This window comes from Pseudomonas sp. NFIX10 (genome assembly GCF_900111955.1).
Classification (GTDB): domain Bacteria; phylum Pseudomonadota; class Gammaproteobacteria; order Pseudomonadales; family Pseudomonadaceae; genus Aquipseudomonas; species Aquipseudomonas fluorescens_AA.
The window spans coordinates 61,811-75,591 of record NZ_FOKH01000020.1 but is presented as its reverse complement, the minus strand read 5'-3'; the positions used below and the strand labels follow the sequence as shown (position 1 = coordinate 75,591).

At 63.0% G+C, this 13,781-nt stretch carries 10 protein-coding genes; 5 read left to right on the top strand and 5 right to left on the bottom strand.

The genetic code is table 11. The annotated features are described in order from the left end of the window. Positions 1 to 74: 74 nt before the first annotated feature. Complete coding sequence (locus tag BM321_RS18665) at positions 75 to 1,565, bottom strand: L-piperidine-6-carboxylate dehydrogenase (protein ID WP_092443905.1); 1,491 nt, start codon at positions 1,563 to 1,565, stop codon at positions 75 to 77. A 179-nt stretch (positions 1,566 to 1,744) separates the two neighbouring features. On the opposite strand from BM321_RS18665, the gene BM321_RS18660 reads away from it, so the two are divergent. From BM321_RS18660 to nadE, 3 genes are all read left to right on the top strand, one after another. Continuing rightward, on the top strand, positions 1,745 to 2,653 hold the full coding sequence (locus BM321_RS18660; protein WP_092333198.1) for a LysR family transcriptional regulator: 909 nt from the start codon (positions 1,745 to 1,747) through the stop codon (positions 2,651 to 2,653). A gap of 213 nt (positions 2,654 to 2,866) precedes the next feature. Continuing rightward, positions 2,867 to 4,072 (top strand): nicotinate phosphoribosyltransferase, encoded by a 1,206-nt coding sequence (gene pncB / locus BM321_RS18650; RefSeq protein WP_092443901.1) that lies wholly within the window; start codon positions 2,867 to 2,869, stop codon positions 4,070 to 4,072. An 18-nt stretch (positions 4,073 to 4,090) separates the two neighbouring features. Further along, the gene (gene nadE / locus BM321_RS18645) at positions 4,091 to 4,918 is read left to right on the top strand and encodes an ammonia-dependent NAD(+) synthetase (protein WP_092333200.1); all 828 of its coding nucleotides are present in this window, start codon (positions 4,091 to 4,093) and stop codon (positions 4,916 to 4,918) included. Positions 4,919 to 5,082: 164 nt separating this feature from the next. Here nadE and azu read toward each other — a convergent pair whose 3' ends face one another. Then, complete coding sequence (gene azu, locus BM321_RS18640; protein ID WP_060739405.1) at positions 5,083 to 5,529, bottom strand: azurin; 447 nt, start codon at positions 5,527 to 5,529, stop codon at positions 5,083 to 5,085. A gap of 341 nt (positions 5,530 to 5,870) precedes the next feature. Between azu and BM321_RS18635 the strand changes: the two genes are divergently transcribed. Together BM321_RS18635 and BM321_RS18630 are read left to right on the top strand one after the other, a co-directional pair. After that, on the top strand, positions 5,871 to 6,458 hold the full coding sequence (locus BM321_RS18635) for an LOG family protein (RefSeq protein ID WP_092443899.1): 588 nt from the start codon (positions 5,871 to 5,873) through the stop codon (positions 6,456 to 6,458). 68 nt (positions 6,459 to 6,526) lie between these two features. Then, a complete protein-coding gene (locus BM321_RS18630) occupies positions 6,527 to 6,715 on the top strand; it encodes a hypothetical protein (protein ID WP_092443897.1) in 189 nt (62 codons plus the stop codon). A 136-nt stretch (positions 6,716 to 6,851) separates the two neighbouring features. Here the strand turns inward: BM321_RS18630 and BM321_RS18625 are convergent, their stop codons facing one another. The 3 genes from BM321_RS18625 to BM321_RS18615 form a co-directional block, all read right to left on the bottom strand. Continuing rightward, positions 6,852 to 7,745, bottom strand: coding sequence for a transglutaminase family protein (locus tag BM321_RS18625; protein ID WP_092443895.1), 894 nt, complete (start codon positions 7,743 to 7,745; stop codon positions 6,852 to 6,854). Beyond that, complete coding sequence (locus BM321_RS18620) at positions 7,745 to 10,231, bottom strand: circularly permuted type 2 ATP-grasp protein (protein WP_092443892.1); 2,487 nt, start codon at positions 10,229 to 10,231, stop codon at positions 7,745 to 7,747. Before BM321_RS18620 ends, BM321_RS18625 begins: the two co-directional genes overlap by 1 nt. A gap of 208 nt (positions 10,232 to 10,439) precedes the next feature. Continuing rightward, a complete protein-coding gene (locus tag BM321_RS18615) occupies positions 10,440 to 13,733 on the bottom strand; it encodes a transglutaminase family protein (RefSeq protein WP_092443890.1) in 3,294 nt (1,097 codons plus the stop codon). Positions 13,734 to 13,781 lie beyond the last annotated feature (48 nt).

Here is a 13,781-nt window from a genome sequence, read left to right as displayed (position 1 = left end):
ACATCGATGTCGACTGATACACCGCCTTCGCGAGCAAGCCCGCTCCCACATGGGATCACCGCTTGGCTCAAGCCTCAGTCGAAGGTAATCCCCTGGGCCAACGGCAATTCCAGCGAATAGTTCACGGTGTTGGTCTGGCGACGCATGTAGCCGCGCCACGCATCGGAGCCGGATTCGCGACCGCCACCGGTTTCTTTTTCGCCACCGAATGCGCCGCCGATTTCCGCGCCGCTCGGGCCGATGTTGACGTTGGCGATGCCGCAGTCGCTGCCCACGGCCGACATGAACTGCTCGGCTTCACGCACGTCGGTGGTGAAGATGCAGGACGACAGGCCCTGGGGCACGGCATTGTTCAGGTGCAGGGCTTCGGCGAAGTCCTTGTAGCCGACCACGTACAGGATCGGTGCGAAGGTTTCGTGGCGCACCACGTCACTCTGCTCGGGCATCTCGACGATGGCCGGCGAGACATAATAGGCATTCGGGAACTGGTCTTCGAGCTGGCGCTCGCCACCAAACACGCGCCCGCCTTCGCTCAGGGCCTGCTCCAGCGCGTCCTGCATGCCGTCGAAGCTGTGCTTGTCGATCAGTGGCCCGACCAGATTGCCTTCCAGCGGATGACCGATGCGCACTTTCGAGTAGGCAGCCTTGAGGCGGGTGACGATCTCTTCCTTCACCGATTCGTGGGCGATCAACCGGCGCAGGGTGGTGCAACGCTGGCCGGCGGTGCCGACGGCGCTGAACAGGATGGCGCGCACGGCCATGTCCAGGTCGGCGCTCGGTGCCAGGATCATGGCGTTGTTACCGCCCAGTTCGAGGATGCTGCGGGCGAAACGCGCGGCGACTTTCGGCGCCACTTCTCGGCCCATGCGGGTGCTGCCGGTGGCGCTGATCAAGGCCACGCGCGGGTCATCCACCAGGGCTTCACCGGCATCGCGACCGCCGATGATCACCTGGCTCAGGTACGGTGGTGCGTCGCTGAAGTTCTTCAGCACGCGTTCGAACAGTGCCTGGCACGCCAGGGCGGTGAGCGGGGTCTTTTCCGAGGGTTTCCAGATCACCGAGTTGCCGCAGACCAGGGCCAGCGTGGTGTTCCAGGCCCAGACCGCCACAGGGAAGTTGAAGGCACTGATCACCCCGACCACGCCCAGCGGATGCCAGGATTCGCGCATGTGGTGGCCCGGACGCTCGGAGGCGATGGTCAGGCCGTACAACTGGCGGGACAGGCCGACGGCGAAGTCGCAGATGTCGATCATCTCCTGCACTTCACCCAGGCCTTCCTGGGTGATCTTGCCGGCTTCCCACGACACCAGCTCGCCGAGGTCGGCCTTGTATTCACGCAACAGGTCGCCGAATTGACGCACCAGCTCGCCGCGACGCGGGGCCGGCACCAGGCGCCAAAGGTCGAAGGCGTGTTCGGCACGGCTGACCTGCTGCTCGACTTCAGCGGCGCCTTCCCAGTTCACGGCGCCGATGCGGCTGCCATCGATAGGCGAATGCACCGGCTGTGCGCCGCCCTGGTACAAGGCCGGATTGACGCCCAGACGATCAAGCAATGCAGCAACCATGGGTAACTCCTCTAAACGAGCGATAAAGATTGGCGGACGGATAATCACCGTACACTCAGGCCTCTAGTTTTAGCTGGCCCGAGTCTTGCCAACAAACGACCATTAAGCGAGATATCATTCCGTTTATTCATGCTGCCCCTCACTCGATTTAAAGAGCAACAAGAAAAAAGGCCCTCGTCATGCTCAACAAGCGCTATTTACCGTCGATTACCGCACTCCAGTGCTTCGAAGCCGTGACTCGCCACCTGAGCTTTACCCGTGCCGCCGAAGAACTCCATCTGACCCAGAGCGCCGTCAGCAAACAGGTCGCCCAACTCGAGGAACTGTTGCAGCACCTGCTGTTTCGGCGTGTGCGCCGCCGCTTGCAACTGACACCGGCCGGGGAGCTGTACTTGGGGGAAGTGCGAAAAATCCTTACCCAGGTGGAGATGTCCACCCACTACCTGCGCTCCTACGGCGGCGATACCGAAGTGCTGCGTGTTTCCACGCCTCCGACCTTCGGTGCCCGCTGGCTGGTCCCGCGCCTGAAGGGTTGGCGGTTGCGTCATCCGAAAATTCATCTGGACCTGTGCAGCGAGCAGGAAGCCGACGACTTGCAGCAGGGGCGCAGTGACCTGGCGTTCTACTTCGGTCAGGGTTCACGCCCTGGCACCGAGTCCCGGAGACTGTTCGACGAAGAGCTGGTGCCGGTCTGCGCGCCCGGCAGCCTGCCTGCCCAGGCCTTCACCGACCCGACCCAACTGGCCGAGCTGGTGCTGCTGCAAAACGCCTCGCGCCCCCAGGCCTGGCACGACTGGTTCGACAGCCAGGGCTACCACACCGAACACAGCTACCACGGGCCGCGTTTCGAAACCTTCTACATGTGCATCCGGGCCGCCCAGGTCGGCTGCGGCGTCGCCCTGCTGCCGCGGTTTCTGGTGGAAGAAGAACTGGCCGATGGCAAACTGGTCATCCCCTGGCAGCATGCGATGCCGAGCACCGATGCTTACTACCTGGCCTACCCCGAACATTCGGCGGAGGTGCCCAAGGTGCGGCTTTTTGTGGAGTGGATGCTCGAACAGCTCGATAGTCCGGGTACGCCACAATAGCCGCAACCAGCACCAAACCCTGTGGCGAGGGAGCTTGCTCCCGCTGGGGCGCGAAGCGGCCCCTTTCCATGCGGGCGCTGCGCACCCGAGCGGGAGCAAGCTCCCTCGCCACAAAGGCCAACGGATACTAAAAATCACTGGCAATACCCACCCAGGTTATGCGCCACTAACCCCTCATCCCAACCCGCCGCAGCGGCCTGTCTGGAGAACCCTATGAGCGAGAGCGTATTTGCCGATCGTATCGTGCAGAACCTGCTCGACACCGACTTCTACAAACTGACGATGATGCAGGCGGTGCTGCACAACTACCCCAACGTCGAAGTCGAGTGGGAGTTTCGTTGCCGCAACAGCGAAGACCTGCGCCCGTACCTGGCGGAGATCCGCTTCCAGATCGAGCGCCTGGCGGAGCTGAGCCTGAGCGCCGACCAGTTGGGTTTCCTGGAACGTATCAGCTTTCTCAAGCCGGACTTCCTGCGGTTCCTGGGACTGTTTCGCTTCAACCTGCGCTACGTCCACACCGGCATCGACAACGGCGAGCTGTTCATCCGCCTGCGCGGCCCCTGGCTGCACGTGATTCTGTTCGAAGTGCCGCTGCTGGCCATTGTCAGCGAAGTGCGCAATCGCTATCGCTACCGTGAAATCGTCCTGGAGCAGGCCCGCGAGCAGCTGTATCGCAAGTTCGACTGGCTGAGCGCCAACGCCAGCGCCGACGAGCTGGCCGAACTGCAGGTCGCGGATTTCGGCACCCGTCGGCGGTTTTCCTTCCGCGTCCAGGAAGAAGTGGTCAACGTGCTCAAGCATGATTTCCCCGGGCGTTTCGTCGGCACCAGTAACGTACACCTGTCCCGGGAGCTGGATATGAAGCCCCTGGGCACCATGGCCCATGAGTGGATCATGGCCCACCAGCAATTGGGCCCGCGGCTGATCGACAGCCAGATCGCCGCCCTCGACTGCTGGGTCCGCGAATACCGCGGCCTGCTGGGGATCGCGCTGACCGACTGCATCACCATGGATGCCTTCCTCAAGGATTTCGATCTGTTCTTCGCCAAGCTGTTCGACGGTTTGCGCCATGACTCCGGCGACCCGGTGATCTGGGGCGAAAAAGCCATCGCCCACTACCACAAGCTCGGCATCGACCCGATGAGCAAGACCCTGGTGTTCTCCGATAGCCTGACACTGCCCAAATGCCTGGAGATTTTTCGGGCGTTGCGTGGTCGCATTAATGTCAGCTTCGGTATTGGCACCAATCTGACCTGTGACATTCCGGGTGTCGAGCCCATGAGCATCGTGCTTAAAATGATCAGCTGTGACGGGCAACCCGTGGCCAAGATTTCAGACGAGCCCGGCAAGACCCACTGCAAGGACCCGAATTTCGTCGCCTACATGCGACACGTTTTCCAAGTACCTGCCGCCCTTTGATACGCAAGGAGTGAATTCATGCAAGCCGTACAGCGTGAGATTGCTGAACAGCTCAAGGTCCAGCCACCGTTCGCCCATGACGCCGACCTCAAGGCCGAAATCGCCCGGCGAGTGAGCTTTATCCAGGATTGCCTGGTCAATTCCGGGCTCAAGTCCCTCGTGCTGGGCATCAGCGGTGGCGTCGACTCGCTGACCGCCGGGCTGCTGGCCCAACGTGCCGTGCGCGAACTGCGGGAGAAAACCGGCGACGCGGCCTATAAGTTCATCGCCGTGCGCCTGCCGTACGACACCCAGTTCGACGAGCATGAAGCACAGGCCAGTGTGGACTTCATCGATCCCGACGAGCGCCACACCGTCAATATCGGCCCGGCGGTCAAGGCCTTGGCCGAGCAAGTCGCCGCGTTCGAAGGCAAGGCGGCGGTCTCGCGGGACTTCGTGCTGGGCAATACCAAGGCGCGGATGCGCATGGTGGCGCAATACACGATCGCCGGCGCCGAGCAGGGTCTGGTGATCGGCACTGACCATGCGGCCGAAGCGGTGATGGGGTTCTTCACCAAGTTCGGTGACGGCGCCTGCGACCTGGCGCCGTTGAGCGGCCTGGTGAAAAACCAGGTCCGGGCCATCGCCCGGGACTTTGGCGCGCCGGAATCGCTGGTGGAAAAAGTCCCCACCGCCGATCTTGAAGACCTGTCGCCCGGCAAGCCGGATGAAGCCTCCCACGGCGTGACCTACGCCGAAATCGATGCGTTCCTGCACGGCCAACCGATTCGCGAAGAGGCGGCCAGGATCATTTGCGACACCTATCGCAAGACCGAGCACAAGCGGGTGATGCCTTACGCCCCCTGATCGGCAATCTCTGTGGGAGCGAGCTTGCTCGCGATAGCGGTGGGTCAGTTTGCATTGATGTTGGATGTGCTGCCGTCATCGCGAGCAAGCTCGCTCCCACAAGGGGTGTTTGCCAGGCATAAAAAAGCGCCCTGCATGGGGCGCTTTTTTGTACCTGAAATTGATCACTTCAGCGTAACGGTGCCTTTCATCATCGAGATATGGCCCGGGAACGAGCAGAAGAAGCCGTATTTTTCAGCGGCATCGAGTTTCGACACGTCGAAGGTCACCGAGTCGGTTTCCTTGGCCCCGATGAGTTTGGTGTGGGCGATGATGCGGGCATCACCTTCCTTGAGGTAGTTCTTGTCGATACCGGCAGCGAGGCCATCGGTGGCGATCGGCTGCATGTCGGCCTCTTTGCTCAGCACCCAGTTATGGCCCATGACGTTTTTCGGCAAGCTGCCCGAGTGGGTCAGCTCAACGGTGAAGGTCTTGCAGCTCTTGTCGATCTCGATGGCCTTGGTGTTGAAGGACATCTGGTCGGTCGAGTCGATGGTGGTCTTGCACTCCGCTGCCATCAGTTGGCTGCTGGCCAGCGTCAGCAGGGATACTGCAACAAGTTTGGCAAACATCGTGAATCTCCAAGGCATGGTTAACAAAAATCCGTCAAAGGGAAAGACTGCCTGATTTTCCGGCAAGTTCCTATGACCTGAGTCAAAGATTGTATACAACTTAAGGCTATCAGCCTGATGGACATAATCAACCAGCCAGAAGTATGACGCGCCCCTATGATCAACCCCATCAACCTCTGGAGCGATCGCCATGAACTTCAATAGCCTGTTATGCAGCTTGCTCGCCGCCTACGCCTGTGGCGCCAGTGGCACCTATGAAAAACCCCTGCGCGAGGTTTAAGTCCTTTGCGCAGCATAGCCCAGGCTTTACTCTGGTGTGGTGACTGACCACGGAGTAAAGCATGTCCATCGTGTCTGTTTGTGTATTTTGCGGCGCCAGCACTGGCACCGACCCAGCGTATCGTGAAGCGGCGCAGGCCCTCGGGCAGGCGTTGGCGGAACGAAAATTGACCCTGGTCTACGGTGGCGGGGCCGTCGGCCTGATGGGCATTGTCGCCGACGCGGCCCTGGCGGCTGGCGGCGAAGTCATCGGCATCATCCCGCAAAGCCTGAAGGACAAGGAAATCGGCCACAGCGGCCTGACCCGCCTGGAAGTGGTGGACGGCATGCATGCTCGCAAGGCGCGCATGGCTGAACTCAGCGATGCCTTCATCGCCCTGCCCGGCGGCCTCGGCACGCTGGAGGAGTTGTTCGAAGTCTGGACCTGGGGCCAGCTCGGCTACCATGGCAAACCGCTGGGGCTGTTGGAAGTGAACGGCTTCTACAGCAAGCTCACCGCTTTTCTCGATCATATCGTCGCCGAAGGCTTCGTCCGCGCGCCCCATCGTGACATGCTGCAAGTGAGCGAATCCGCGCAGAACCTGCTCGATGCCCTGGACGAATGGCAACCGTCCGTACAGCCAAAATGGGCCGAACAAAAACCCAGCTAACGGCTCGGCCCCGATACAGGGCAGAATATGCGCCGCTCAACCTCACCTTCGACCCCAGAGGATCGCCCATGGCCAAACCCAATTATTCCTTCGCCAAACGTCAGAGAGACTTGGCCAAGGAGCAGAAGAAAGAGGAAAAGCTGCAGCGCAAGAAAGCCACAGCTGTAGAAGAAGCCGCACTGAGCCCGGATACCGAAGGCGAAGTAGCAGCAGAAGACGATGTCGATGCACCGAAAGATCAGGCTCCCGACGCCTGATTCCCCCAGGGCCCGATGATCCGATCCACACTGTGGGAGCGAGCTTGCTCGCGATAGCGAATTAACAGTCAACCTCCTCATTGGCTGACACGACGTCATCGCGAGCAAGCTCGCTCCCACAGGGTTCACACAGCGTTTACGCTTCCAACGGCATCACCGTCACCCGCACTTCAGGATCATGGGCACCGCCGCCCAGGATCACCCCTCGCAACGGCGATACATCGGAAAAATCCCGGCCCCAGGCCAGGGTGATGTGTTCCAGGGCCGGTTGGACGTTGTTGGTCGGGTCGAAGTCCACCCACCCCAGCACCGGGCAATACACCGAGACCCAGGCATGGGACGCATCGGCGCCAATCAGCCGGGGCTGGCCGGGCGGCGGCTGGGTCAGTAGGTAGCCGCTGACGTAACGCGCCGCCAAGCCGCGAGAGCGCACGCAGGCCAGCATCAGGTGGGCGAAGTCCTGGCATACGCCCCGCCGCCGCTCCAGCACCTCCACCAGCGGCGTCGCCACTTGGGTCGCCTCGGCATCGAAGGTGAACTCCTCGAAAATCTTCTCCATCAGCGCTCGGACACCCATCATCAACGGTCGCCCCGACGGGAAGCAGCTTTCGGAAAACTCGACGAAGCTGCGCTTGAGGTGCACATACGGTGACTCGAAACGATAGCGGCACGCTTCCAGCAACGGCGCCGCCAGTGGTCGGCCACTGTAGGTCAACGCGTTGCGGGTCGACTCCCAGGCCGGGGACAGGTTGAAATCCAGCTCGGGGCGGGCCAGCACCTCGACGCTCAGGCGGGCATTGACCAACAGCTCGTCATGGGGCCGTTCAAAGGCCAGCCGGGTCAGCGGGTTGCCGAACACATCCTGTTCGTCGCGCCGGGTCGTCGGTTCCGGGCTGATCAACAGTTGCCGTTCGGTGCAACGCTGCCAGTCACAGGCCCGCGGCCACAGATGAGCGAGCTGCTGGGCCAGGGACACCGGGCTGTCGTAGTGGTAATGAGTGTCGTGGAGGATCTGGTAACGAGCGCTCATCAGACAGACACCGTGCGTTGGCTGACGTCATCGACGTGGGCGAAATGACGCAAGGCCAGGCGATCGGACACCTGGCCGCTGGCATCGGCCATTTCCTGCAACAGGTCGGCCAGCCCATCGAGTGCGGCGCGCAGGCTGGCTTCACCGAACAATGGGTTTTCCAGGCAACGCAGGTCAAAGCGTGACAGGCGTGCGACCAGGTCCGGCAAGGCGGTTTCCCTGGGGGCGGCAAAATCATCGTTCAAGCGCTTGAGCGTGCGGGTCACCAGCTTCAACTGGAACAGCACCGCATGGGGGTTCTGTTCGTCCAGCAGCAGCAAGTCCAGCACCGGGATCAACTGGGCCACCGCCAAATAACGCGAGCGATAGGTGATGCTGCTGTTGCCCAGTTCCAGCAACCACTCAAGCCCAGCCTGATCGAATACCGCATCGCTGCGCAGGAACGCCGCCAGGCTGCTGCTGAGAAACTGCAGGCGCTCCAGGCGCCGGCCGATCATCAGGAAGCGCCAGCCTTCGTCGCGGGTCATGTCGTCCAGGGCGAATCCGGACAACGCCGCGAGGGACATCACTAGCCGATTGAGGAAATCCAGCAACTCGCCGAAGTCCGCTTCCTCGGTTTCCAGTTCCATGGCCTCGCGCTGCAGCTCCACCAGCGCCTGCCAGTTCTCCCGGGACAGCTTGCCGCGCACTTGCGAGGCGGCCCATTGCAAGCGCTGCAGGTTGGAGCGCAGGCTGAACGACCAGTCGTCCCCCAGCAGTGCCGCCAGCAAACGCTCGGGCAGTTCGCCCTCTTCGGGCAGCAGCATCAGGCTTTCCCCTAGCGCCACCGCCGATTGCAGGGCCTGCGGGTCGTCGCCATCGACATAACGCGCCAGCATGATCCGCAACAACCGCGCGCTGTCATCGCAACGCTCGCAGTAGCGGCCGAACCAGAACAGGTTTTCCACCACCCGCGAAGGCAGGTACGGATCCCGTCGCACCAGGTCATGGACCCCCACGGTGCGCTGGGCCTTCCATTGTTCACCGCCGGGCACCTGCTCTCCCAAGACCCAGGTGTCCTTGCTGGCGCCACCGCGCTGCATCGACACCACCTCGGCATCGGCCTCGGCGGCCACCCGGGTCAGGCCACCCGGCAGCACCCGATAATCATCCTTGCCGGACACGGCGTACATGCGCATGCCGATCGCCCGGGGCTGGATCTGCCCATCTTCGGCCTGCCAGACCGGTGCCTGGGACAGTTGCGCCAGTTCCTGGGCGACATAGGCATATGGTCGTGCCTGCATGCGCGCCGCCAGTTGGCCGCGCTGCGCCTCGCTCAGGTCGCGACCGAACACCGGGCTGAAACTCTGGGAAGGAAATGCCGGCTTGATCAACAGTTGCGGCAATTTTTCCAGGGCCTGGGCCAACACCGGCGGCTCACCGCACCACCAGGTGGCGATGGACGGCAGCAGCAGTTCTTCGCCGAACAGGTACTGGTTGATCTTCGGCAGAAAGCCCAGGAGGCCCGGCGACTCCAGCACGCCACTGCCCAAGGCATTGGCCACCAGCACCCGGCCCTGGCGCACGGCTTCCAGCAACCCCGGCACGCCGAGGGCCGAATCGGTGCGCAGCTCCAGGGGGTCGCAGAAATCGTCGTCGAGCCGGCGCATGATGGCGTGGACCCGGCGCAGGCCGCTGAGGGTCTTGAGGTAGACCGTAGCATCGCGAACCGTCAGGTCGCCGCCCTCCACCAGCGGATAGCCCAGCTGGCGCGCCAGGTAAAGGTGTTCGAAATAGCTTTCGTTGAACCGCCCCGGCGTCAACAGCACCACCAGCGGCGACTCGCCGTCGCTGGGTGCCTGTCGCGCCAGGGTTTCCTGCAAGGTGCGGAAAAATCCGGACAGGTGCCGCACCTTCAAGTCGCGATACAAGTCGGGGAAGGCGCGGGAAACGATCATGCGATTTTCCAGCGCGTACCCGGCCCCCGAAGGCGCCTGGGTCCGGTCCGCCGTGACCCACCAGCGGCCGTCGGGCGTGCGCGCCAGATCCACCGCATACAAGTGCAGGAAACTGCCGTCCGGCGGCGTGATGCCCTGGCAGGGCCAGAGGAAATTGTTGTGCCCGAATACCAGCTCCGCCGGCAACAGCCCTTCGCTGATCAGCCGCTGCGGTCCGTACAGGTCGGCCAGCACCGCATTGAGCAATCGCGCACGCTGGGCGATCCCGGCTGACAGATGCTGCCATTCCTGTGGGTCGATCACATGGGGCAGCAGGTCCAGTTCCCACGGCCGGTCGGCGCCTTTCGGATCGGCGTAAACGTTGTAGGTCACGCCGTTTTCCTGGATCTGCCGGGCCAGCAGGGCCTGGCGCTGGAGCAACTGGGCCGGCGTGCTGCGCTGCAACTGGTCGAACAGCCGCCGCCAGTGCGCGCGTACCGCACCGCTGTCGTCCATTAATTCGTGATAGGTGCCCGTCGTCAGCGGGTAACGGTCAAGCAGGTCAGGCATGGAAAGCTCGGCAGACGGCAATGAAAGGTGAGACTAGCGCAAGCGCATGACGCCCGGATAGGTGTGTCTTATGTTGGATCCGGCCTGGCTTTCGGACTGCAATCATTGTGGCGAGGGCGCTTGCTCCCGCTGGGCTGCGCAGCAGCCCGAGAATTTTACGGTCGCTGCGCAACCGAGCGGGAGCAAGCTCCCTCGCCACGGGGTTCACTTACACCTTGGGCGCCCCTTGAAAACGTCGCAGGTCGAGCGTGAGTGGAAACTCGTCATCCACCGCCAGGCTGGGTATCGGCAGTTTCCCCGGCGTGTGTCCGAGACGGAAGAAGCGCGCCATGCGCCGGCTCTCGGCCTCGTTGGCATTCACCGGCAGGCTGTCATAGTTGCGCCCGCCCGGATGGGCCACATGATACTGGCAACCGCCCACGGAACGTTGCATCCAGGTATCGAGCAAGTCGAAAACCAGCGGCGCATGCACCGGGATGGTCGGTTGCAGGCAGTTGGCCGGTTGCCACGCTCGGAAACGCACCCCAGCGACAAATTCGCCGACCCGACCAGTCGGTTGCAACGGCACCGGCACGCCATTGCAGGTCAGCAGGTAGCGTTGCGGCGCCAGGCCGCTGAGCTTGACCTGCAAACGCTCCAGGGAGGAATCCACGTAACGCACGGCGCCGCCGACTGCGCCCTCCTCCCCCAGTACATGCCAAGGCTCGAGGGCTTGGCGCAATTGCAGCTCGATACCGCTGACCGCGTAGTCGCCCACCTTGGGGAAGCGGAACTCCAGGTGCGCGGCGAACCATTCGGCCCGCAGCGGGTAGCCGGCGGCGTTCAGCTCATGGATGACGTCGGCAAAATCCTGCTCGATAAAGTGCGGCAGCAGGAAACGGTCATGCAGCTCGGTGCCCCAGCGCGCCAGTTTCGCCGGCGCATAAGGCTCGCGCCAGAACCGCGCCACCAGCGCCCGCAGCAGTAATTGCTGGGCCAGGCTCATGCGGGCGTGGGGCGGCATCTCGAACGCACGCAGCTCCAACAGGCCGAGACGCCCCGTGGCGCCGTCCGGTGAATAGAGCTTGTCGATGCAGAATTCGGCGCGGTGCGTATTGCCGGTCACGTCGATCAACAGGTTGCGCAACAAGCGATCGACCAACCACGGCGGACACGCTTCGCCGGGCTGTGGCATTTGCGCGAACGCGATTTCCAGCTCGTACAAGGCGTCGTTGCGCGCCTCGTCCACCCGTGGTGCCTGGGAAGTCGGGCCGATGAACAACCCGGAAAACAGGTAGGACAACGACGGGTGGTTATGCCAGTAACTGATCAGGCTGCGCAGCAGGTCGGGACGTCGCAGGAACGGCGAGTCGGCCGGTGTCGCGCCACCCAGTACGAAATGGTTACCGCCGCCCGTGCCGGTGTGCCGGCCATCGATCATGAATTTCTCGGTGGTCAGTCGGGTCTGTCGCGCTTCTTCGTACAAAAACTCAGTGCGCTCGACCAACTCATCCCAGGTCGCCGAGGGTTGTACGTTGACCTCGATCACACCGGGGTCGGGGGTAATGCGGAAATTGCTCAGGCGCGGGTCGTTCGGCGGTTCGTAGCCTTCCAACAGCACCGGACACCGCAGTTCCTCAGCCGTCGCTTCGATGGCACTGACCAGTTCCAGGTAATCTTCGACCCGCTCCAGCGGCGGCATGAACAGATAGAGCCGACCTTCGCGGGCCTCGGCACAGAAAGCGGTGCGGGTCAGCCAGTCGGCGGACTTGTCGATCTCCGGGACACGACCCTCCTCGGCCGCCGCCTCGCCGTGCCGCGCCAGTTGCTCGGTACCGGGCAGTTCGGGCAAGTCCTGGTTCGGGTCGGTGGGGTGGATGAACGGGTACTCGGCCGCCGTCACCCAGGGCTGGGACGCCAGCGGCAAACGATACCCCAGGGGCGAATCCCCCGGCACCAGGCGGCAGTGGTTGTCCCGCAGGTACCAGCGACCGCTTTGCCATTGATCCCCCTTGGCGGTGCGAGCCAACGGCAGGACCTGGCCGATGACCTTGTCCAGGCCCTGGCTGAAGACCTTGCGCAACCGTGCACGCTCCAGAGCGTCCTCCAGGCGTGGGTCCTCGGCTGTGACGTTCGAAGGCAGCGCGCCTTCGCGCCAGAGGTAATAGAAGTTGTCTTCGTAGGCCGGAAACACGAACCGCGCAGGAATCTTCAAACGTTCGGCGACGCTCGCCAGGAAGCGCCCGGCCAGTTCGCCATCGGCGCCGTAATCCTCCTGCTCGTCGGCGATCAACGCGCTGTTGTGCCAGATCGGCACCCCGTCGCGCCGCCAATAGCAGTTGAGTGACCAGCGCGGCAGTTGCTCGCCGGGGTACCACTTGCCCTGGCCGAAATGCACCAGCCCCTTGGGCGCATAGTGATTGCGCATGCGCTGGAACAGCTCGGCGGAGAGCCGGCGCTTGTCCGGCCCGAGCGCCGCGGTGTTCCACTCGGCGCCGTCCGGGTCATCGATGGAGACAAAGGTCGGCTCGCCGCCCATGGTCAGGCGCACGTCGCCCTCCAGCAGATCGGCATCGATCTGCCGCCCCAGTGCCTGGATCGCCAGCCATTGCGCGTCGGTGTAAGGCTTGGTCACCCGCGGCGCTTCCCAGACCCGCTCGACGGACATTTCGTGGCTGAACTCACACTCGCAGGGCTCCACCAGGCCACTGATCGGTGCCGCCGAGGACGGATCGGGACTACAGGCCAGCGGGATATGGCCTTCACCGGCGAACAGCCCGGACGTCGCATCCAGGCCGATCCAGCCGGCACCGGGCAGGTAGACCTCGCACCAGGCATGCAAGTCGGTGAAGTCGACGTCGGTGCCGGACGGGCCATCGAGGCTCTTCACGTCGGCGGTCAACTGGATCAGGTAACCGGAAACAAACCGCGCGGCCAGGCCAAGGTTGCGCAACAGTTGCACCAACAACCACGCCGAGTCGCGACACGAGCCGGACGCGTGCTCAAGGGTATGCTCCGGGGTCTGGACGCCGGGCTCCATGCGGATCAGGTAATTGATGTCTTCGCTCAGGCGCTGGTTGAGCGCCACCAGGAAATCCACCGCCGGCAACGGCGTACGGTCGATGCCGTCCAGATAGGCCTGGAACCTCGGCGTCAGCGGCAGGGTTTCCAGGTAAGGCGCCAGCTCCTTGCGTTCGTCAGCCGCGTAGGCAAACGGAATTTTCTCGGCGTAGGGCTCGAGAAAAAAGTCGAACGGATTGAACACCGCCATTTCCGCCAGCAGATCGACTTCGATCCGCAGCTCCCGGGTTTTCTCGGGAAACACCAGCCGCGCCAGGTAATTGCCCTGGGGGTCTTGCTGCCAATTGATGAAATGCTGCTCGGGCGAAACCTTCAGCGCATAGGACAGAATCCGCGTGCGGCTGTGGGCGGCCGGACGCAGGCGAACGATCTGCGGGCCGAGTTCGACGGCGCGGTCGTAGCGGTAATGCGTGACGTGATGCAATGCGACATGGATCGACACGACGTGCCTCCTGCGAGCCTGGGCGGTATCGAAAGCGGCGCAAGACTT

Coding starts and splice junctions, on each gene's coding strand:
- BM321_RS18660 (WP_092333198.1), top strand. CDS start 1,745: ATGCTCAACAAGCGCTATTTACCGTCGATTACCGCACTCCAGTGCTTC.
- BM321_RS18635 (WP_092443899.1), top strand. CDS start 5,871: ATGTCCATCGTGTCTGTTTGTGTATTTTGCGGCGCCAGCACTGGCACC.
- nadE (WP_092333200.1), top strand. CDS start 4,091: ATGCAAGCCGTACAGCGTGAGATTGCTGAACAGCTCAAGGTCCAGCCA.
- BM321_RS18630 (WP_092443897.1), top strand. CDS start 6,527: ATGGCCAAACCCAATTATTCCTTCGCCAAACGTCAGAGAGACTTGGCC.
- BM321_RS18625 (WP_092443895.1), bottom strand. CDS start 7,745: ATGAGCGCTCGTTACCAGATCCTCCACGACACTCATTACCACTACGAC.
- azu (WP_060739405.1), bottom strand. CDS start 5,529: ATGTTTGCCAAACTTGTTGCAGTATCCCTGCTGACGCTGGCCAGCAGC.
- BM321_RS18620 (WP_092443892.1), bottom strand. CDS start 10,231: ATGCCTGACCTGCTTGACCGTTACCCGCTGACGACGGGCACCTATCAC.
- pncB (WP_092443901.1), top strand. CDS start 2,867: ATGAGCGAGAGCGTATTTGCCGATCGTATCGTGCAGAACCTGCTCGAC.
- BM321_RS18665 (WP_092443905.1), bottom strand. CDS start 1,565: ATGGTTGCTGCATTGCTTGATCGTCTGGGCGTCAATCCGGCCTTGTAC.